The organism is Chryseotalea sp. (genome assembly GCF_057350905.1).
In genome coordinates this window covers 92843-112708 of record NZ_JBMRCF010000001.1, presented here as the reverse complement: position 1 = coordinate 112708, position 19866 = coordinate 92843, and the positions used below count along the sequence as shown (strand labels likewise).

Here is a 19866-nt window from a genome sequence, read left to right as displayed (position 1 = left end):
CGGGGTATAGGAACGCTAAAAAATGAAGCGAAGCGGAATGTTTAGCGCGACCATCTCCGAACTGCCTCACGTTACCGAACTAAATTAGGAAAATACTTTTAATACCAACACTGAACCCCCACATTGCATAAATATTTTGTTAGCGGCTGTTATTCTTTTCTCCCAAGTGTCCACAAGTCATTACTGTATCTAAAATCCGGTTGATCAGGTGTTCCACCGTACTTACCGCCAGTTATGAATATTTTATCCTTATGAACTGTTGCTGCAATGCCGCCTCGTGGTGTCCAAGGCGCGTCTTGGCCAGTCCAGTTTTTGCCGTCTTCACTTATTAGTACCTGACTTGAAAATTGGCCGTTACGATTACACCCCAGTAGCCATATTTTATCGTCATATACTAAAGCCGCGTACCCAAAAATCTTTTCTCCCTTAACAATTTCACTTGTGACTAAGCTCCAATCTATACCATTTGTTGAACTCCAAACGTCATTGTCAAGCAAGTACAATTTATCATTTAGTGTCACTATTTGACTCCCACTTCGCTTGCCGAAACTCAGGTTGCCTTTCTGTTTTGTCCACGTAACACCGTCTGGCGAATTCCAGATATCAGAATATTGAGTGTTTTTATCCTCTCCACCAATTATCCATATCTTGTTCATGAAGGTAAATGGGTGGTAAAAAAAACGTTTTGGTAGATTACTGTTATATGATAGAGTCGTCCATTCTTCAAAATCATCAGTTCTATATATTTCACTCTTGAAAGTGAACTCTTCAATGTTTCCTGCGAAATGTCCAAGCCCGTAAATCGCATTATTGAAGTAGACGTAGTCGAGAAATGCTAAGTTGAATATTGAATTTGGAAGTTTTGATTTTGTCCAAGATTGGCCATCGATTGAATACCAGTTCCCATCTGGATGAAAAGTCCAAAGTGTGTCGCTAACACTGAACATTTGAAAATTGTAATTCTTTCTCCATTCAGCACTATCAAGAACTTTGGTCCAGACATACTCCTTTTTATTGGTTGTTGTTTCACTCTTCTCCTGTCCTGTATTAGATGTTTGATTTGAACAAGATATTGTCGTAACAAATAGAACCAAGTAAATTATTCTTCTCATTGTTTCTCGGTTTAGTTGTCCCCTGAAGTATAGTCGCGAACGTTCGGCTATAACCAGTGGTGGCTTTTGAAAACGTCATTGTCCACCGTCACCAAACGTAATAGCGAAGATAAAGCTTTATCCTTACACATCACCCAGTCATTGCAAATAGCTTTTGTTATCGGGTGGCATTTTTCTCCCCTCTCCAAACTAAATCTCCGTTTCTTTTTTTTAAGTAAAGTCTTCTTGTTATCAAATACCTGTCACCGAAGAAAAGGAATTTCTTGTGTCTGCTTAATCCCTTTCCTTTTTTAACAATTTTTCCATCAATGGTGAATTCATGTAGTCGTCTGCCTTTGTACAGAAGCTTTTGGGGTCTCTTTCCGTTACTTGATAGCACTCTTTCAATTGTCGCTAGTGAATCTTTGTCAAATGCCAAGTGAATTGTTTTCTGGTTTTCAATTCTATACTTTCCTGTCCCTTTGTTATATATCATGTCTCCGCTGAACTCATATTTGAATGTAGAGTCTTTGTTCAGTTGAATTCTAGTCACGAAGAATCCCATATCTGCCGTGTTACTTGAATAGTAGCCTGTTATGTCTCGTTGTCCGAGTGCAGATATTGCAATTGTCAGAAATAATATTGTCCAGTATATTTTCAATGAATAGCTTTAAAAATGCTTGCCGCCAACGTTTTGTTTTAAGGCGTGGCGGTACACAAAAATATAAAAATTAGTCATCCAAAGTGCCTCCATGACTTATAGCTTTTTGTTGGCAGCGGTATTACTTACTTCACTCTTTTATCGTCCTCAAATTTTTCAATTTTTAAGGTGTCACCAGATTCGGAATAATATGTCCACGTACTATCTCTCAACCATTTAATTGAATTGAATGAAGTATTGTCCTCAGTCATTATTTCTTGACTTTTATAAATTTCTCTTCTCTTTGTCGCTGAAGACGATTTGTAACCATATGTAACTATTTTATATCGATGCCCATTTTTATAAGGATACCACTCCGATTCAATTTTGTCAGTCATTGATAGTCCGACCGAAATTGTCAATAAGAAGATTATAGGTGTCGCTAGAAAAAGTCCGACTTTGTCCCCGAGTCTACTAACTATTATTTTTTTTCTCATAACCAGAAAGGTTAGAATGATCCCAGAAATTATCCAGAATCCCAAGATGTAAAATCCATATCCAAGTGAACTACTTGAATCGGATCGTCCTTGGAAAAATAATATCAAGGTCCCCAGGTAATAACCTAAATTAAAAAGTATTAGTCGTGAATTCATTGTCCAAGTAACATGGCTGCCAACGTCTAGCTATGAGCCGTTGTTTTGGCCTTAAAAAATAATTAATAAAACACGGGCTTATAGCTTTTGTTGGTAGTTGGCTTTCTAATTCAAATCATTAACTATCAATCTTGTATATCGGAACATCATGTATTTTTCAAACTTCATTCTAAAATACACGAACATGGAAAAAAAAGTCCAGCCAAACGCAACTATCATTAAGGAATATATCGAGCGGTCAATAAGAATTCCGAAAACTGTAAGAAAAACCCCGAATGCAATTAGAATGGGTCGTCCCCATGGAAATAATTTGTTAAAGGGAATAATCTCAAATTTCAAATTAGTTTTCGCTTCGGCTAATTCTTCAATTAATAAATCTATTTGACCGAATGTTGTCAAATTGTTCGGCTTCCTCTTTATTTTAATTTTGTCATTTTCAATTTTAAATTCTTTGTAGTCCACATTGTCCGCGAGGAGAGCATTTGTCCAAGTACACTTATTAATTCGTTCGTGAATTTTGTCCAAAAGAAGTTTCTTGGAGATGTTAACCTCATAAGTTATTGAGTAGTCTGTCTTGTTTTTCTCGTTTATCATCAGTTGTCTACTCTGTTCAAAAAGCTTGCTGCCAACGTTTATGCATAAGCCGTGGTGCTGCGCAAAAATAAAAAAATGTCCTCCTTATCAGCAACATAGATTATACATTTTATTGTATGCTGTTATGCCCTTACTCAATTCTATTTGTCTGCCAACAGTTTATCAACTTCTTTATTGTCTGGCCACCCGTTACTTTCTTTCATTGCAATCGCTAAATACATTGCCGATTCATTGAGAGTCGGAGCCACTCCTTTGACAACTGCATAAGGCCATGGAAATTTGTCCTCAGGCATCCGATATTCAAAATTATATTCCTTTGTCCCAAAATTACTGACAGCGACAAACCAACCCGATTCCCAACCGTCTTTTGCTTGCAATACCAAGGTATCGTGCGAGGTCATTCCCCAAATTTTTGTTTCCTTGAACTTTTCGTCAATCATGTCAAGAAAGTCCAACATTGCTTGTCCTTTTTTCTCGCAGACTGGATTTGATTTTTCCTTCTTCAGCTCTTTGTAGAATTCTCGAAGTGACTGGCTCTTTTGGTCTGAGCATCTTTCTATTGGCATGTCGTAAACGTAAAATTGTCCAAGGGCATAATTGCACACAACCTTTTCTTTAATTCTTCCGGTGTTAATATCATCATAGTCTAATTTGTCTCGCGCGAATGACCCACAACGTCTGTGTATATACACCTATTGTATATATTTCTCTTATATAAAACGGCATAAAATACCCAATAATTACTTTAAATAGACTAAAAATGCGTATATATTTTTTGTTCAATTGACATGGTTTTTCGAGAGTAAAATTGTTGTTTAAAGAGCCACACTTCAGAGTCAAGCTTCTTGCTTGTGTCAATATCAATTAACTAAACCCTAGCTGGTCTTTTGTGCAAAGCTTGCGCATGATGTTGCCAACCAACGCAAGAAAAGACACTTGGCGAAATAAAAAGGCCCCTATCCCATTTGGATATTTTGATGTGAATGTTTAACTACGTAGTAGAATTAAAAAAGTGCTATAGCCTTTTTTGATTGGAATAATTAGTGAACGTGCAGTGATAAGCGGAATATGCGTAAGTTTTTAAGAGAGAGGGAACGAAAGGGGCGGGTACAAGAAAAATATACGCATGTTTTTAACACAAAGCACGAAAAAGATGTGTATATACAAATGTTGTGTGCAACCCCATCTGGACAGATTTGACCAATGACAAAAAAGACACTGCTTATCATTTCAATAGTTCTAGGTGGACTATTTCTCCTATACAAACTTGCGGACATGTTTTCTCCTGGGAGTTATGGACATGCTGAGAGATACGAATTGGAATATCCAGAAGAGAAAGTAATTGAGGCTATAAAGAAGCTTAAGGACGAAGACAAAGACCTCGTACTCCCTAAAGTCACTATTCAAAACAGCGGACAATGGGATTTGGATGATGGAAAAGTAAAAGAGACGGACTACTGGTACAAATTCTACTTCTACGACAAAGAGAAAGATCAAATATTGCTTACGTGGACGAGACCATCAGGACCCAACACTACAACATTTGCATTTGTCTCCATTAGCAACGGACTTGACTTGGGACACTGGAAGGACATAAATAACGACTTTGGATTTTTTGAGAATAGAGAAATCAAAAAAGATTTCGAGGAGACTATCTTAAAGAAGGTACAGGACAATCTTGGTAAATGACAGTGAAGATGGGGCAGCACACAACAAAATGTATAATCCATGGCGCTGATAAGGAGGACATTTTTTTATTTTTGCTCAGCGCCACGGCTTATACATAAACGTTGGGCGCAAGCCGCGGACTTCGTAAAAAGTGACAGCAAAATTTATAAAAATTCAATCACGGTGGACTTTTAAAATAAATGACATTTGTGAATAAAAATGTAATGAGAAACACCCTGACAACTAAAATTAACGTCCTAATTTTTTTAACTGCACTACTGACATCAACATCAGTTCTCTCTCAACCATACTTTCCGATTAGGCAGAACAAACTTTGGGGAGCGATTGACTCTACAGGGACTCTTATAATTCAACCCCAGTATGACAGACTACATGTTACCGGAGAGAATAGTAATTTCATTGTTGCTTACAAGGGAGACTCTACTTTTCTAATAAACTCTAAACTAAGCATCATTGCTAGAACGACATACGCAAACATTATAGAAATCGGTGAAGGTATATTTCAAACAACAGGAAAATCCAACTCTTATCCTTGGTTTTATGGTTTGATGGATTCGAACGGGAAAATAGTCTCGCAACCAAAATTCTGTTTGGTGTATCAATTCAATGATAAAGTGACTAAAGCGGACATCTACACGGATACAACCGCTCCAAATTTTAGAGATTGGAAAAGGAAAAGCGGAATAATTAACAAAGAAGGTAACTGGGTTATCCCTCCAACTTATGAACCTAAATATATTCAGCCTTCCAGTGAAGGCCTGATAAATTTCTACGAACGTGACAAAGGATGGGGCGCTATGAACATAGAAGGAGAAATTATTATTACTCCAAAATATTCCCATCTGGGTCCATGCAAAAATGGCTACATGGAATATAGACAGACGCGCGGTAGATCTGGATCTGGTCTTATGAAGAAAGATGAAACAATCGTAATTCCAGATGATACCCAACATATGACAAGCTACTATCCAAGATCTCCTTATGATACGCTTGTTGTTGTACATACCCTGGAAGTAAAGAATGATTTTTTGGGATATGGGTACTTCGACAGCAAAATCTATACTGTTAGTGGTGAGTACCTATTTGAGTCATCCTTCAGAGGTGAATGTTCTCATCAATGCAACGGTTTCTTTTCTGTAAGTAATAAAGAGAGAAAGCAAGGAATGATGAATTCAGCAGGAGAAGTTGTTATAAAACCTAAATATGACGTTCTACAATTTTGCCAAAAAGCCTTAAAACAAGTATGCATCGGTAGGAAATGGGGTTTTGTAAATGATAAAGGTGAAGAAGTAGTTCCTTGCACTTACGATGATTCAGGACCATTTAACAATGGTCTGGCAGCAATATATATCGGAGGTAGTCAGTTTGACTACACATCTCCAGACAAGTATCCAAATGTAAAAATGGGATATATTAATCGTTCAGGTGACATTGTATGGACACCGTCATGGTAGATTAAAGAAAAGGACATCGTTCCCACAGGCTGACCAAAAGCAAAACTGCGACAAAGTAACGTTCGACCAAAATGATATCACAACCGACAACGACTCATCAAATAAATAATGGTCGACAGAACGGCCAGCGCCCAACAAAAGCTATAACCAATGGCGGTGTTCAGTATAAATTTGTAGTTTAGTTTTGAAATTACGTTTGGTGTCGTGGGACAATGACGAGCTTCGAAATCCCGCCACTGGTTATAGCCAAACGTTGGCAGCAAGGCAGTAAAATGATTGCCAACAGAATATGGTTGAGCCTACGGACAATATTTTAATTGAGAGGGAGTTAAAGAATAATCGCACTAACCTCTCAACCTATGACATCATCGAGAACTATCGGTTTTTTCTCATGTGTTTTCTTCTTGGCAATCACAGATTGTTTTTCGCAGAAAACCGATACCAAATCTCATTGTGAACAACCTGCGACAATAATACTGTTTAGGACTTTTAACTTCTTCAGCTTTAAATTCAGTTATAATTTGTTTTCGGGAGATAGTTTGTTGGGACGTGTCAAAACACATGATGTTATTATCTTGGAGACCTACGACAAAGGGGTTTCTTTTCATGCTACAACGAAAGCTCCCTCATTGAATGCTGACAAGAAAGGAAATTACCAAAAAAGAAAAACAATAAAATACCCATTTACTCTTCAGCAAGGACAAGTTTACTTTGTGAAATGCGATTTTCTTAATCAAAGTCTTTTCGACTACCCACGACAGCCTACTATAAGGTTGCTAAAGAAGAATGAAATTGATAAGTACATGAGAAGGCGGTTTCTGAAAAAGAAGGTTAAACTGTACTTGTATAACGAGTGGTTATCAGAGAAGAATTTGAAAAAAACACAATAGCAAAGATTGTCGCATTGCCAAGCCGCCAACAAAATGTTTATGCCAGCTTGGGGTGATGTGTAAATTTAGAGTTTTGTTTTGTTAATTTCGTTTAGCCACGTGTAACAAAAACGCACTTCGAAAGCCCAAGCCGTCATAAACATAAACGTTAGCTGCAAGCATGAGAGAACCACATTACTGCCAGACATTTTGTAAAACGTTTGAAGCACATACACTCTTTCAAAAAGATGACACGAATTAATATTATAATATATGATAACAATTATTCGACATGAGTAAAGACATCTACCTTATATTGACACAATCTACAGTAATTCTTCATGTATTATTCATTCTATTTGTTATTTTAGGTGGGTTTTTCATACATAAGAAACGCTGGATTATGATTGTACATTTGAGTTCATTGGTGTGGGCTATATATGCTGAACTATCCTCAGGTGTAAAATGTCCACTGACAACCCTTGAAAATCATTTTGGACAGCATGCTGGACTATCGACTTACAAAGAAGATTTTATTACTAGATACCTCATTCCTATTATTTATCAGGAAAGCATTACTTATAACTTTCAAATAGCAATAGTTGTAATAGTGATTTGTATTAACATAATTGCTTACAGAATAAGATGGAAACAAAAAAAGTGGATTTCTTAACAACAAAACGTTTAATTACCATGTAAATAATGCCAGCAGCTAACACGGGTTTGGCAAAAGTGGCTGTTCAGTGCTCCGCAGACACATTTGTGGTTAATCAAAGTTTGGTTCGCCGCATCAACATTTGTGGTGAAAATCGCCCCTTCGCCAAGCCCGAAACCGTTGTAGGTAATGCGCTAAAAAAAATGAGACTACTAATTGACTTACTAATAATACTTACACTAACGACCTCGACACTTTTCGGACAGGATATAAAGAAGTGTGACATAACAATTCTAAAATCAAGTGCTGACAAAATTGGGCAACTAAACCAAAAAGAGATAACAGACTTTCTACTAACATTTGGATTTGAATGTGAAAACAATGTAGAATACTCTGAGTGGAGCAACGAATTACTTTTTCAAATTTTATACGAACAGACTGAATTGACTTGTAAGATAATCGAGAAGAAAGAGAAGAAATTTGACAAAAAAGCGATACTCAATGACTTAAGCGATCCAATTACGGACAGAATTAACATCTTAAAACTTATTACAAAGATCGAAAAAGTAAATTTTAACGAAAGAATTAAAAGTGAAATAATACAAAATCTCAAAGCTGCTGACGGAAAAAAATATTAGTGTGGGCGCACTACCTACAACAATAGCCACATTCCATGCTGCGTATTTTGCCAATTACGCACAAACTACTAACTTCGTTTTATAACGTTGGAACCAATCGTGCTTCGCTTAGCGGCACGGCATGTAGCCGAGCGTAGCACCCATACCAGTGACGAGTAAAAAATGAGACACATTGTAACTTTAATATTTACTCTTTGGACAACGATTTGTTTGGCAACTGGACAAGGTGGTGAACTAGTTATTTACAAGGGCGACACCTTGACGATGTTATCGGAACCACTTGAGATTTACCTACGAAATAACGAACCAAGACAAAAATTTCATCCGTCATTAGAGAACGGTTGTTCAACGGCTCTCTGGAGAGGTTACGTTGGGCTTTGGAGAATTCAAAATGGGAAACTGTTACTTGTTGATATTTACGTTTGCGGTAACAGGACTCAAAGTATCAAAGGGACGATTTTTAAAAATCAGAATGGGGAAATACCTGCTGACTGGTTTACTGGAGACCTTTTTATCGAGAAAGGCAAGATGATTAAATACAATCATTCTGGTTACGACAGGTATTATGAAACCGAGATTGTGGCAACTGTTAGTGAAGGAAGTATTCAGACAGAAAAAGAATACAAGAACGGTGTTAGGCCTGACGACAAACGATTTTCGAGCGACATCAATAAAATAATTGAAGAAATTCATAGACGAATAAGCTGGGACAAACTTCCCAGACTATCGAACGACAAAAGAGTATTTGCAAATTTAAAACTTGATAATGGTAAGCTTGTGACACTTGACTCGATAATTGACAAGCAGAATATTGAAGACGTTTACAAAATGGAAGTTAAACGTGTCATTTCAGATTTTCCAGATGTTCAGGTTTTCTACTCACGCGGACAACCACTAAGAGAAGGTTATTATGGGGCTATAATATTTAGTAGACAGAATAAGAGGAGGTACGCACGCTAACAACGGCTATAAAGCATTACTTTTGATTAATTATTTTTTAAGAATAAATGTAACGGTTCATAGCCAAACGTTAGCGGTAATTATGACAAAGGATCAACCAGTATTAAGATCACAGTCACTAATTGGTGAAAAAGTATCTCTTCGTCCTTTGACGCTATCGGACAAAGAAGCATTTTATCAATGGGCAACAAATTCAGATGCGACTCCTTTCTGGTATGGCGAATTATATGGAGACAATATCCCCGACAGAGAAAAGTTTTTTAATGACTGGACAGACGAATATTTTTCTGATGCGTCAATAAGGTACAAAAGAAGTTTTGCTATTGTTCTTACCTCAGAAAATATTGAAATCGGACAAATTAACTATCAACTAGACCAAGATGAGGATAATAACACCGTGTATGATATTGATATTATTATTGCAAAAGACGAGCATAAGGGATCGGGGTTTGGTTCTGAGGCGATTTCAATTCTTGACAAATATTTAAGTGATACTTTCCCCAATGTACCATTCACAATTTATGCTTTGACATCTAATAGTAGAGCAATAAAGGCCTACGAGAGAGCTGGTTTCATGCAACAAAAGGCATTTTTAGATGATAAAAAAAATGAATGGACAAAACTTGTAAAAAGCAATAATCACTACCGCTAACACGGGCTTTGCATTAGTGTACGGACAGTACGAATAGAAACATTTGAACAATTAATTAACTTTGGTGCTGGCAGACAATTTACTGTTACAAAAGCCCCACCAACGCAAAGCCCCAAAACACTATCCCCTCCCATTCCCTACAAGCTTTTCATAAACACCTTTCGCTTCCTCCGCCACTGACTCACCTTTGATCCCGATCTTACTGGCATGCTCGTTCATAACAGCAAAGTAGAAATCAAGAGTGGCGTTTGAGTCATCGAGTCCGAGGCAGGCCATAATGGCCTCATCGAGATGGGGCTGAAAGTATGAATCATCGAGACCCAGTTCCTGTAACGTGTTGAAGAACCTGCGCGATTTAAGCTCTTCGCCAATAAGAAAAATGATGTGATCGGTGGTGTTAATGGCAGCTGACATAGGATATCTTGATTACAAAACAAATATATAACTACACAAAAGATATAGCAACATAAAAGATATATATTTCTCATGTACACATGCCCTATTTTTGGTATATGGCAAAACGGCTGCATCGCATCAATGAAGTATTGAAAGAGAAAGGAAAATCTGGTTATTGGCTAGCCCAGGAGACCGAGATTACATATAACTCTATTAATCGATATGTAAATAATAAAGTAGAGCCATCCCTCACTAACCTTTTCCGCATTGCGGCAGCCCTGAAAGTCGACCCGAAGGAATTGATCAATAGCTGAGGGTTGGCATAGGAGTTACTCCCATAAAAGGTGCTATATCTGTGCTTTCCCCAAGCAGGCGAAAGCATCTCACTTGTGCCAATATCAATTAACTAAACCTTAGCTGGTCTTTTGTGCAAAGCTTGCGCATGATGTTGTCAACCAACGCAAAAAAGACATTTGGCGAAATAAAAAGCCCCATCCCATTTGGATATTTTGCCGTGAATGTTTAACTACGTAGTAGAAACAAAAAAGTGCTTATGGCTCTTTTTTGATTAGAACAATTAGTGAACGTGCAGTAGTAAGCGGAAAATGCAAAAGCTTTTAAGAGAGAGGGAACAAAAGGGGCGCATACAAGCGAAATATGCGCAAGTTTTTAATACATAGCGCACCAAAGGTGCGCATATACTAATGTTGTAGCCAATGCGGTGAAACAGATGAGACATCAAAGTAGTAAAAATGATATCCATGGATTCTTGACAAATTTGCATAAGGCAAATAAGTACTTTCTTTATCACAAGGAGTTATCAAACTACTGTTATAAAAAAGCTTCTGACAAATACCCTATAATTTCAGATGCCAGACAAACATTTTACTTCAGAGCCGTACTTCATTTGTGCAATTTTTTGCATAAGGGACAAGACCTTTACCTAGGAAAAGTAGCAGATACTGTGACAAATGAAAAAATTAGAAAGGAAATCGACTACAAAATCCAATTCCTCGAGACAGATTCCAATTTCAAAACTCTATTCAACTTAAGGGACAAATGGATCGGACACAGAGACAATGAGTGGTATCTATCGCCTCAAAATTTCCCAGACGAGACATTTGAACTCTATCTTAAGACGATAAAAGAGATATTAGAACAAGGGCTAGAAATGCAAATACCCATTACTTACAAGAAGGATCTAATTGAATCGGCTGAATTATTAGATCATATAAAAGAATTTGGTTAATTGCCCAATGTGACAAGAATGCTACTTTACCAAGTAAGAATAGATATTTTGATATAAAAGCGTTTTGACAAATCAGTTTCGAGGACTTTTAATACAATTGTAATTAAACAAATAATTCAATGGAGACAACGAAACAAAAGTTCTACGACAACGGAGACGAGTTTGAATTAACAGTCATGGAATCAAATGAAATTCTTCCACAACGAAAGACACCTCCGGTGAAGAAGGGATTTTGGTGTTATTGGACTGTCAGTAGAAATGGCAAACCAATAACAGGACTACCTGTACAAGATGGACATGGGAAAATAATGATCTTCAAAAGTGTTGACGAGGCAATAACAGAAGGAAAGATATTTATGGGATTCTAAATAAAGAAGAAATGGAGTACTAACACTAAACTTAATTTGAACTGAATTAAACCTATAAAATAGCACTGGCTACAACAACGGCTATAAATCATTACTTTTGATTAATTATTTTTTAAAGGATAAAAGTAACGCTTCATAGCCAAGCGTTGTGCGTTATTCATATGGACACTCTAAATATCATATCATTTATTATTGGAGCAATTGGCTTATTCGGTACAATTTATTTTGGACTGGAGGCAAGGCGGTTAAAAAATAGAAACATTCGTTTCGATTGGGATGACATACAACTTGGGACGAGAAAACTATCTCAAAAAATTTTCAAAGAATTTGCACCAGATTTTATTTTTTGCTCTTCTGGACCAAGTACATTAGTTGCCAATCTAATGATGACAGAGATTGACAGATATATTCCAATCTATGTCGGCTTTTCTCAAAAAATTGACAGAGATGATTTCACTCTAACTTCATCTTATCAATTAGAAATAACAACAACAAAGTGGAAAACATATCTACCGAATGACCTATTTATTCTTAATGACAAAAAAGTACTGATAGTGGAAGATTGTGTTATTACGGGCGACACTTTGAGTGAGTTATTGAAAACATTTATCTCAAGAGGGTTTAAAAGGGAAAATATATTGGTTGCAAGTTTAATAGTGACAGATTTTGCGTTGAACTCTAATAAAGGTGCGGATATGTATTATTACAAGGTTTCTGACAGTAGTGTTTTCTACATGCCTTGGGGAAAAGGTATAGGGAAAGATTATTGACAACGTACAACAGCAGCTATTTGGCGATTGCGGGGTGTAGTGTTAAATTAAAGTTTATGTTTCATAATGTAGTTTAGTCACGGGGGGCAATTTCACAGCAGGTCAGCTTTAACATTCCGCTGCGCTCCATTTTTAAAGCCTCCTATGCCCGCAACTGCAAATAGCCAAACGTTATAGGCTATTTTAAAGAGGCTATGTATTTGAGAACATAACTTAGAAATTTAAATCATGTATGCCAAACGAAATACAAATTGAAGATATACTTAACTATTCGGAAAATGAATATTCAGAATATATTTCCAAAGTCTTAAAAGAAGATTCCATATTTTATTTACTAGATGAGATTGATGATTACCTCCATAAAATAGTAGAATCAGCCCCGGAAAAAGTTGAAAGTATCTGTAAACAAAATGCCAAAATTTACAATAGCACAAAGTCAAGTGAGCAACTTGACCTAGCAATAGGTTACAATTATAATACTCATTTGATTGCACTTATTTATAAAGGAAATATAGAAGAGTGTAAAGCCTTATTTCTTGAAGCAATTTCTTTTTGCCTTCAAAAAAAACAGTATCATTCAGGTAAATCAATATCCCAAAATATTGTTAATATTTTTACTAAACAAAACATTCCAAATGATGAATTAATGTTTTTCTTATCAAGAATAACTCAATTTTATAAGTCATTAAAAAAATATCAGGACAGTATAGATGTATTATGTGCTGCAGCAAACCATTTTGCTGATGCTTCTGCTTTTCAATCAGCCTACCGCGCTATACATGATGCCCAAGAAATAGCAAACTTGCATAACAAATCGCCACATACACAAATTCTTATTAGAGAAACTCAAGGAATGATTGCTCTTCTCGAAGGAGACCATGATTGTGCTGAAATTGAATTTCAGAATTGTTTTAAAATATATGAAAGGATAAATGAAACCCCAGCACTACAACTTAGAGTAAATGCAGCAACTGTAAAGTTGCGTAAAAATGATTTCAAAGGAGCTCGGGCGATTTACGAAACCTTAAAAGACAGTTCTGAAGTAATTTATAGCTTCCAAATAAAAACTAATCTTCTAGTATGTTATAGAGAACTGAAAGAAATTGAACTCTTTGAGCAGTTATCTTCAGAGATCGAGGCAAATCTTGTGACATTTAAACTTGACCATCGAATCGAATCAAGGCTCATTTTAGCTAAATCGTATTTTCATTTCAATAAGAATATCCAAGGTACAACCCAGCTAACAACAGCGTGTATTGACATTCAAGAAAAAATCAACCAATATCAACGCCTGCATTATCGAAGAGGTGTTCGTGAACAGTATCTACCTCGAATTAAAACAATGTTGAATGAAATAAAAGCCTCTGGCAAAGCTGATGAAATAACTTATATCTTATCATTTTGCTCAGCAAATTCCATGTTTGATTGGATTTCTGTACTTGAATGGTTCGATTTGTTTAATTCTTCAACAGATATTTCATCTCAAGACAGACAAGAACTTTCAATCAAAATAAAGGACTTGATAAATTTTGGGGCACCTTTTTTATATGGTTTTCGAGAAAAATATGACGACCCTTTTGAACAATCAAGCCCAGATCTTCAAAATAAAATTGGTTTACAAGCAGCAAGTGCACTAGATTATAGTCTACCATGGCGAGAGTTTAATGATTTAACATCTAAGATTAGTCATACATACTCTATTTCAATGCCATTTGACAATGCGACAATTCAAAAAAGTACTGATATAATAAATATCGCTAAATCATCAAAAACAGCCTTTCTTTTCTCTTATGCGTGTCATGGTAATTGTATATTATTTTTTATTTATAGAGATAAATATAAAAAAACAGAATTTTCAATTGACAGTTTATTACAATACAGTGCAACAATTAGTAGTTATCAAAGGGGACAGGCTAGTAGAGCTGAGTTTATTAATGCATTAACCAAGCTTGAACAAATTATAAAACCAGCATTGAAGGAATTCCTTGACGATTTTTTAGATGCTAATTTGAGTGAATTTGTTTTTATTCCTGATTCTTTAACTGAAAGCATACCAATATTATCTATTATTCTCGATGACGGTAGAATTAGATTGCTAGCAAAGAATTTAAAATTTAATTACAGAGCCTGCCCTGCACTTAAAAATGAATTAAAAAACACTAATAAAAATGGAGATGGTATATTTATTTCAAATAGTGATGAAGAGTTAGAGCTTTGTAATTCCGAAGAAGAGATTGTTAATAATAGTTTACAAAACAGCACACTTCACAAACTTGATTTAGCATATGATAAAATTGATTTTTCTGTCAGTCCGATAAAAGAAGCCAAGTTTATTCATTTGTCAACTCATAGCGTACCAGCAAATGTATTTACAGATCCTATGTTTATTTCTACTTCGACTAATACTTCAAAAAAAGGTCTATGGCTTGAATCTGTACAACGAGAATCGTTCCAACTCAATCTTGATTTTATTGTTCTAAATGGCTGTAATACTGGATCTACAGCTAATCGCAACTATTTTAAGGGTTTCTCAACAAGTGAAAGGACAGGATTATCTTCGGCTTTCTTATTAAATAGACATTGCACTGTTATAGGTACACAATGGAATGAGCCGGAGATTGTGTCTTATGTATTTTCATCACTGTTTTACAAACATATTCAAGAACAACGATCAGTAGTTAATGCCTTTATTTTATCATTGGTGGATTTATATGAATTGAATATAAATGCTACTATTATATTACTTGACGAAATAGAGGACTCCATCTTAAAAGAACAAAAGATTACTATGATAAAAAAATCAGGTATAGAGTTTCCATTCCGTTCTGTATATATTTTGAGTATGTTTCAGTGTTATAATTTAATAGACTAGTAAATAAAAATGAAATTATAAAGAAAAACAGCCTATAACACGGGTTTTGCATCAGGCGGGCTGACGTACAAACTTGGAGCTTTGTACTTCTATTGAACTTTAATAATAAATTGAAGCTTTGTGCTCTGAAACCCGCCCGAACGCAAAGCCCGAAACCGCTATCCCCTCCCATTCGCTACAAGCTTTTCATAAACACCCTTCGCCTCCTCCACCACTGACTCACAATTGATCCCGATCTTACTGGCATGCTCATTCATAACAGCAAAGTAGAAATCAAGGGTGGCGTTTGAGTCATCGAGTCCGAGGCAGGCCATAATGGCCTCATCGAGATGGGGCTGAAAGTATGAATCATCGAGACCCAGTTCCTGTAACGTGCTGAAGAACCTGCGCGATTTAAGCTCTTCGCCAATAAGAAAAATGATGTGGTCGGTGGTGTTAATGGCAGCTGACATAGGATATCTTGATTACAAAACAAATATACAACTACACAAAAGATATAGCAACATAAAAGATATATATTTCTTATGTACACATGCCCTATTTTTGGTATATGGCAAAACGGCTGCATCGCATCAATGAAGTATTGAAAGAGAAAGGAAAATCTGGTTTTTGGTTAGCCCAGGAGACCGAGATTACATATAACTCTATTAATCGATATGTAAATAATAAAGTAGAGCCGTCCCTCACTAACCTTTTCCGCATTGCGGCAGCCCTGAAAGTCGACCCGAAGGAACTGATCAATAGCTGAGGGTTGGCATAGGAGTAAATACCCCATGCGCAAGCGTATCGCTTGTGCCAACATAAATTAACACCCGCCCTTGTTGGTGTTGCGCGACAGGCTCAATGGGCAGGTTCACCAACAAGTTACTTCGCTTTATGTGTTTTGTTGCTTACCCGCTTTAAGGTATGCAAAGAAACAGCCTTCTACATATTGTAGTCTTAATTTGCTATTCTGTACAAAACTTTCCGATATTAGTAATTATACGCACATCGATGGGCTCTAAAAACGAAATATATCCAATAATTGTATGTAGCCAGTATTTATGTGCAAGCTCCAAGCGTCACGGTAAATGGTATTTTGGGAGTTAGGTTATATCGAAACTATGAACAAAAAAATGAAAGTTGAGAACTCGTTGATCATACCACTCTCTTGTAACCGCCCTAATACTAATGGCCCACTATAAATTAACACTATGAATGATAAAAGAGGCTCTAAATGGCGAAAATGGGACTTACATGTTCATACTCCCGCTTCTCTTATTCAATCCTTCAAAGCAGACGGGGATGATGATGTATGGGAAACCTATATTAAAGATCTTGAAAGTCTTCCAAAAGAAATCCAAGTCATAGGAATCAACGACTATATCTTTATTGATGGCTACAGGAAAGTTCTTGATTATAAATCCAAGGGTCGATTATCGAATATTCAACTTATACTTCCTGTAATTGAATTTAGAATAAAGAAATTTGCTGGACATCGTCAATTCAAGCGTATTAATCTGCATATAATATTCTCTGAAGAGGTTACCCCAGAAATTATTCAAGCTCAATTCTTGAATGGATTAAGTGCTAAATATAGTTTGACACCAGGGTTAAATGGTGGAATTTCATGGGGTGGATTAATCACCCCTGAAAGTTTGCTCGATCTTGGTCGCCAAATCAAAGCCGGAATCCCAGCTCACGAACTGCAACATTTTGGATCAGATTTAGAGGAGGGCTTTAATAATCTTAACTGTGATGAAGACGAAATAATTTCTTTCTTAGAAAACTCTACGTATTTCACAGATAAATTTTTAATTGCAATTGGCAAAACGGAATGGGATGCTTTTTCTTGGAATGATAATAGTATTGCAGAAAAGAAAGATGCAATCAATAAATGTCATATAGTTTTTACATCATCGGAAAGTATTCTAGCTTTTTATAAGGCCAAGGAAAAACTAACAGAACAAAATGTAAATAATCTATTATTGGATTGCAGTGATGCGCATCATAATTCAAGTACGAAAGAGAAAGATCGAATAGGGAAATGCTATACTTGGATAAAATCTGACCCCTCTTTCGAAGGATTAAAACAAATCCTACATGAACGTGATAGAGTCTTCATTGGCGAAAAACCCGAATTAATATATAGAATTGAGGGTAATCCAACCAAATTCATTGAAAAAATTAGCATAACAAAAATTCCAGATTCTCCACTTAATGAAATATGGTTTGACGGACTAGATATATCTCTTAATGCGGGGTTAGTTGCTATTATTGGTAATAAAGGAAATGGTAAAAGTGCATTGGCTGATATTATTGGACTATGTGGAAACACCCATAACGCTGACAACTTTTCTTTCTTAAATAGTGAAAAGTTTAAAAAAAGGAAGCCATCAAATAAAGCAGAGGAATTTGAAGCCACTTTGACATGGAGAAATGGAACTACCAATACTAAACGACTTAGTGAGGATGTCGATCGTAGTTTGACAGAGAGGGTAAAATATATTCCACAAAATTTTCTCGAAACATTATGTTCTGTAGAAGATGGCATAGATTTCGAAAAAGAACTTCGGAAAATCATCTTCTCACATACCCCACAAAGTGATAGAATTGGAGCTAACTCACTTGATGAATTAATATCTAATAAAAGTGAGGTTATTCAGCAGAGTATAAACAAAATCAAAAATGAAATCACAACACTAAATAATAAAATTGCAGATATTGAATCTAAAAGAAATCCTAATTATAGAAAAACAATACAAGACTCACATGATAAGAAAAAGACAGAACTTGAAGCTCATGACAAAATTAAACCTACTGCAGTAGCTGCGCCACAAAACAGTGGCAATCAAGAAGCCATAAGCAAACAAATAGAAACTCTTAGAGAAAAGCTACTTAAGCTAGAAGAAACAACAGTAGAAAAAAATCAAGAAAAAACAGATTTAAATGTTGCCATAAACGAGCTAACTAAAGCTAATCAAGCAATATCAAATTTATCCAATGAATTTAACTCCTTTATAGCCGCTCAGAGGCCTATTTACGAAAAGTACAACATTCAACTTGACAAAATAATTACTCTTAACGTTAACAGCGAACCACTAACGTCACTAATTTTTGAAAAGCAGAAAGGATTAATTGCTGTAAACAACTTATTAGGCAATGCAGATGACAGTTTACCTTCTCAAATAAAAAATATACTTGATGAAATCACAACATTTAAGGAAAAATTAGACGAGCCTTCTAAATTGCACCAACAATATTTGAGTAATCTTAAAGCTTGGGAAACAGGTCGAGCCGCAATTGTAGGCGAAAAACAAGTTGAAGGAACTCTTAAGTATTTCGAAGAAGTATTACGCTACATAGATAATGATCTCAAGACCGAATTTGAAACAGCTAGAAATGCGCGTAGAGCCCTTGTAGAAAACCTATATGAGAAAAAGAACGAAATTATAAGTCTATATAGACAGCTCTTTAAGCCAGTGACAGATTTTATTGACGCGGATAACAATTTAACTGATAATTATAAAATTAAACTTGATGTTTCCTTGCATCTTCAAGGATTCATCGAAAAGTTCTTCGACCATATAAGTGTTGGTGCAAAAGGTAGTTTTATTGGAAAAGAAGATGGCTATAAAAAATTGGAACAATTAATCGAAGTTTCTGAACTCAATACAAAAGAAGGATTTATCCTTTTTATTCAGGACCTTATTACCCATCTTTTTTATGACAAAAGGACGGATCAAGACAATGCTGCACGCAATCTTCACGATCAACTAAAGAAAGGCTATGGTCCTGTAGATTTCTACAATTTCCTTTTTTCAATGGACTATCTAAATCCAATTTATAAATTAAAATTAGGTGACAAAGAATTATCAGAACTTTCTCCGGGTGAACGAGGCGCTTTACTTCTGATCTTTTACCTCTTAGTTGACAACGATAATATTCCTTTAGTTATTGACCAGCCAGAGGAAAATTTAGACAATCAAAGCGTCCATACAATAATTGGGAAATTCATAAAGCAAGTAAAAGATAAGCGTCAGATAATTATTGTTACACACAACCCTAATTTGGCAATTGTATGCGATGCAGAGCAAATTATTCACATTAAAATAACCAAAGAGGATTCTAATAAAGTCAGTTATTCTACAGGAGCAATTGAGAATCCAACGATTAATAACAGTGTTGTTGAAATTCTTGAAGGAACGTTCCCTGCTTTTGATAATAGAACTGAAAAGTATAAAGTGACTAAAAGATAAGTAGCAAAGACTTGATGAGAAGTAGAGAGACATTCTACTTCTCAGAGTCACTGGGCAGGTGGGGAGGATGAGCGTAAG

At 35.9% G+C, this 19866-nt stretch carries 19 protein-coding genes; 13 read left to right on the top strand and 6 right to left on the bottom strand.

The window, feature by feature from the left end; genetic code table 11:
* Nucleotides 1-149: 149 nt before the first annotated feature.
* From ACO1XM_RS00465 to ACO1XM_RS00450, 4 genes are all read right to left on the bottom strand, one after another.
* Nucleotides 150-1112 (bottom strand): DUF6242 domain-containing protein, encoded by a 963-nt coding sequence (locus ACO1XM_RS00465; protein ID WP_486225000.1) that lies wholly within the window; start codon nt 1110-1112, stop codon nt 150-152.
* A gap of 157 nt (nt 1113-1269) precedes the next feature.
* Nucleotides 1270-1752 (bottom strand): hypothetical protein, encoded by a 483-nt coding sequence (locus tag ACO1XM_RS00460; RefSeq protein WP_486224998.1) that lies wholly within the window; start codon nt 1750-1752, stop codon nt 1270-1272.
* Nucleotides 1753-1877: 125 nt separating this feature from the next.
* Nucleotides 1878-2129 (bottom strand): hypothetical protein, encoded by a 252-nt coding sequence (locus tag ACO1XM_RS00455; RefSeq protein WP_486224996.1) that lies wholly within the window; start codon nt 2127-2129, stop codon nt 1878-1880.
* Nucleotides 2130-3118: 989 nt separating this feature from the next.
* A complete protein-coding gene (locus tag ACO1XM_RS00450) occupies nt 3119-3544 on the bottom strand; it encodes a hypothetical protein (RefSeq protein WP_486224994.1) in 426 nt (141 codons plus the stop codon).
* Between the two features lie 637 nt (nt 3545-4181).
* Here ACO1XM_RS00450 and ACO1XM_RS00445 point away from each other — a divergent pair.
* From ACO1XM_RS00445 to ACO1XM_RS00420, 6 genes are all read left to right on the top strand, one after another.
* Nucleotides 4182-4667: a hypothetical protein gene (locus ACO1XM_RS00445; protein ID WP_486224992.1), complete on the top strand. Its 486-nt coding sequence runs from the start codon at nt 4182-4184 to the stop codon at nt 4665-4667.
* Between the two features lie 179 nt (nt 4668-4846).
* Nucleotides 4847-6121, top strand: coding sequence for a WG repeat-containing protein (locus ACO1XM_RS00440; protein WP_486224990.1), 1275 nt, complete (start codon nt 4847-4849; stop codon nt 6119-6121).
* Nucleotides 6122-7282: 1161 nt separating this feature from the next.
* Nucleotides 7283-7663 carry a DUF2784 domain-containing protein gene (locus tag ACO1XM_RS00435; RefSeq protein ID WP_486224989.1) on the top strand — a complete coding sequence of 127 codons (381 nt, stop codon included), beginning with the start codon at nt 7283-7285 and terminating at the stop codon, nt 7661-7663.
* Between the two features lie 29 nt (nt 7664-7692).
* Nucleotides 7693-8283 (top strand): hypothetical protein, encoded by a 591-nt coding sequence (locus ACO1XM_RS00430; RefSeq protein WP_486224987.1) that lies wholly within the window; start codon nt 7693-7695, stop codon nt 8281-8283.
* Nucleotides 8284-8445: 162 nt separating this feature from the next.
* Nucleotides 8446-9243 (top strand): hypothetical protein, encoded by a 798-nt coding sequence (locus tag ACO1XM_RS00425; RefSeq protein ID WP_486224985.1) that lies wholly within the window; start codon nt 8446-8448, stop codon nt 9241-9243.
* Between the two features lie 22 nt (nt 9244-9265).
* Nucleotides 9266-9895: a GNAT family N-acetyltransferase gene (locus ACO1XM_RS00420; protein ID WP_486224983.1), complete on the top strand. Its 630-nt coding sequence runs from the start codon at nt 9266-9268 to the stop codon at nt 9893-9895.
* A gap of 120 nt (nt 9896-10015) precedes the next feature.
* Here ACO1XM_RS00420 and ACO1XM_RS00415 read toward each other — a convergent pair whose 3' ends face one another.
* A complete protein-coding gene (locus ACO1XM_RS00415; protein ID WP_486224981.1) occupies nt 10016-10309 on the bottom strand; it encodes a hypothetical protein in 294 nt (97 codons plus the stop codon).
* 98 nt (nt 10310-10407) lie between these two features.
* On the opposite strand from ACO1XM_RS00415, the gene ACO1XM_RS00410 reads away from it, so the two are divergent.
* The 5 genes from ACO1XM_RS00410 (at nt 10408) to ACO1XM_RS00390 (ending at nt 15550) form a co-directional block, all read left to right on the top strand.
* Nucleotides 10408-10605, top strand: a complete 198-nt coding sequence (locus ACO1XM_RS00410; protein ID WP_127122314.1) for a helix-turn-helix domain-containing protein — start codon at nt 10408-10410, stop codon at nt 10603-10605.
* A 416-nt stretch (nt 10606-11021) separates the two neighbouring features.
* Nucleotides 11022-11540, top strand: coding sequence for a hypothetical protein (locus ACO1XM_RS00405; protein ID WP_486224979.1), 519 nt, complete (start codon nt 11022-11024; stop codon nt 11538-11540).
* 119 nt (nt 11541-11659) lie between these two features.
* Nucleotides 11660-11908, top strand: coding sequence for a hypothetical protein (locus ACO1XM_RS00400; RefSeq protein ID WP_486224977.1), 249 nt, complete (start codon nt 11660-11662; stop codon nt 11906-11908).
* A gap of 161 nt (nt 11909-12069) precedes the next feature.
* Nucleotides 12070-12678: a phosphoribosyltransferase family protein gene (locus tag ACO1XM_RS00395; RefSeq protein ID WP_486224975.1), complete on the top strand. Its 609-nt coding sequence runs from the start codon at nt 12070-12072 to the stop codon at nt 12676-12678.
* A 232-nt stretch (nt 12679-12910) separates the two neighbouring features.
* On the top strand, nt 12911-15550 hold the full coding sequence (locus ACO1XM_RS00390) for a CHAT domain-containing protein (protein ID WP_486224973.1): 2640 nt from the start codon (nt 12911-12913) through the stop codon (nt 15548-15550).
* A 158-nt stretch (nt 15551-15708) separates the two neighbouring features.
* On the opposite strand, the gene ACO1XM_RS00385 is transcribed toward ACO1XM_RS00390, so the two are convergent.
* Complete coding sequence (locus ACO1XM_RS00385; RefSeq protein ID WP_486224971.1) at nt 15709-16002, bottom strand: hypothetical protein; 294 nt, start codon at nt 16000-16002, stop codon at nt 15709-15711.
* A 98-nt stretch (nt 16003-16100) separates the two neighbouring features.
* Between ACO1XM_RS00385 and ACO1XM_RS00380 the strand changes: the two genes are divergently transcribed.
* Both ACO1XM_RS00380 and ACO1XM_RS00375 read left to right on the top strand, forming a co-directional pair.
* On the top strand, nt 16101-16298 hold the full coding sequence (locus ACO1XM_RS00380) for a helix-turn-helix domain-containing protein (protein ID WP_486224969.1): 198 nt from the start codon (nt 16101-16103) through the stop codon (nt 16296-16298).
* Between the two features lie 445 nt (nt 16299-16743).
* Complete coding sequence (locus tag ACO1XM_RS00375) at nt 16744-19788, top strand: TrlF family AAA-like ATPase (RefSeq protein ID WP_486224967.1); 3045 nt, start codon at nt 16744-16746, stop codon at nt 19786-19788.
* Nucleotides 19789-19866 lie beyond the last annotated feature (78 nt).

Coding starts and splice junctions, on each gene's coding strand:
- ACO1XM_RS00465 (WP_486225000.1), bottom strand. CDS start 1,112: ATGAGAAGAATAATTTACTTGGTTCTATTTGTTACGACAATATCTTGT.
- ACO1XM_RS00455 (WP_486224996.1), bottom strand. CDS start 2,129: ATGACTGACAAAATTGAATCGGAGTGGTATCCTTATAAAAATGGGCAT.
- ACO1XM_RS00450 (WP_486224994.1), bottom strand. CDS start 3,544: ATGCCAATAGAAAGATGCTCAGACCAAAAGAGCCAGTCACTTCGAGAA.
- ACO1XM_RS00445 (WP_486224992.1), top strand. CDS start 4,182: ATGACAAAAAAGACACTGCTTATCATTTCAATAGTTCTAGGTGGACTA.
- ACO1XM_RS00440 (WP_486224990.1), top strand. CDS start 4,847: ATGACATTTGTGAATAAAAATGTAATGAGAAACACCCTGACAACTAAA.
- ACO1XM_RS00435 (WP_486224989.1), top strand. CDS start 7,283: ATGAGTAAAGACATCTACCTTATATTGACACAATCTACAGTAATTCTT.
- ACO1XM_RS00430 (WP_486224987.1), top strand. CDS start 7,693: ATGCCAGCAGCTAACACGGGTTTGGCAAAAGTGGCTGTTCAGTGCTCC.
- ACO1XM_RS00425 (WP_486224985.1), top strand. CDS start 8,446: ATGAGACACATTGTAACTTTAATATTTACTCTTTGGACAACGATTTGT.
- ACO1XM_RS00415 (WP_486224981.1), bottom strand. CDS start 10,309: ATGTCAGCTGCCATTAACACCACCGATCACATCATTTTTCTTATTGGC.
- ACO1XM_RS00410 (WP_127122314.1), top strand. CDS start 10,408: ATGGCAAAACGGCTGCATCGCATCAATGAAGTATTGAAAGAGAAAGGA.
- ACO1XM_RS00405 (WP_486224979.1), top strand. CDS start 11,022: ATGAGACATCAAAGTAGTAAAAATGATATCCATGGATTCTTGACAAAT.
- ACO1XM_RS00400 (WP_486224977.1), top strand. CDS start 11,660: ATGGAGACAACGAAACAAAAGTTCTACGACAACGGAGACGAGTTTGAA.
- ACO1XM_RS00395 (WP_486224975.1), top strand. CDS start 12,070: ATGGACACTCTAAATATCATATCATTTATTATTGGAGCAATTGGCTTA.
- ACO1XM_RS00390 (WP_486224973.1), top strand. CDS start 12,911: ATGCCAAACGAAATACAAATTGAAGATATACTTAACTATTCGGAAAAT.
- ACO1XM_RS00385 (WP_486224971.1), bottom strand. CDS start 16,002: ATGTCAGCTGCCATTAACACCACCGACCACATCATTTTTCTTATTGGC.
- ACO1XM_RS00380 (WP_486224969.1), top strand. CDS start 16,101: ATGGCAAAACGGCTGCATCGCATCAATGAAGTATTGAAAGAGAAAGGA.
- ACO1XM_RS00375 (WP_486224967.1), top strand. CDS start 16,744: ATGAATGATAAAAGAGGCTCTAAATGGCGAAAATGGGACTTACATGTT.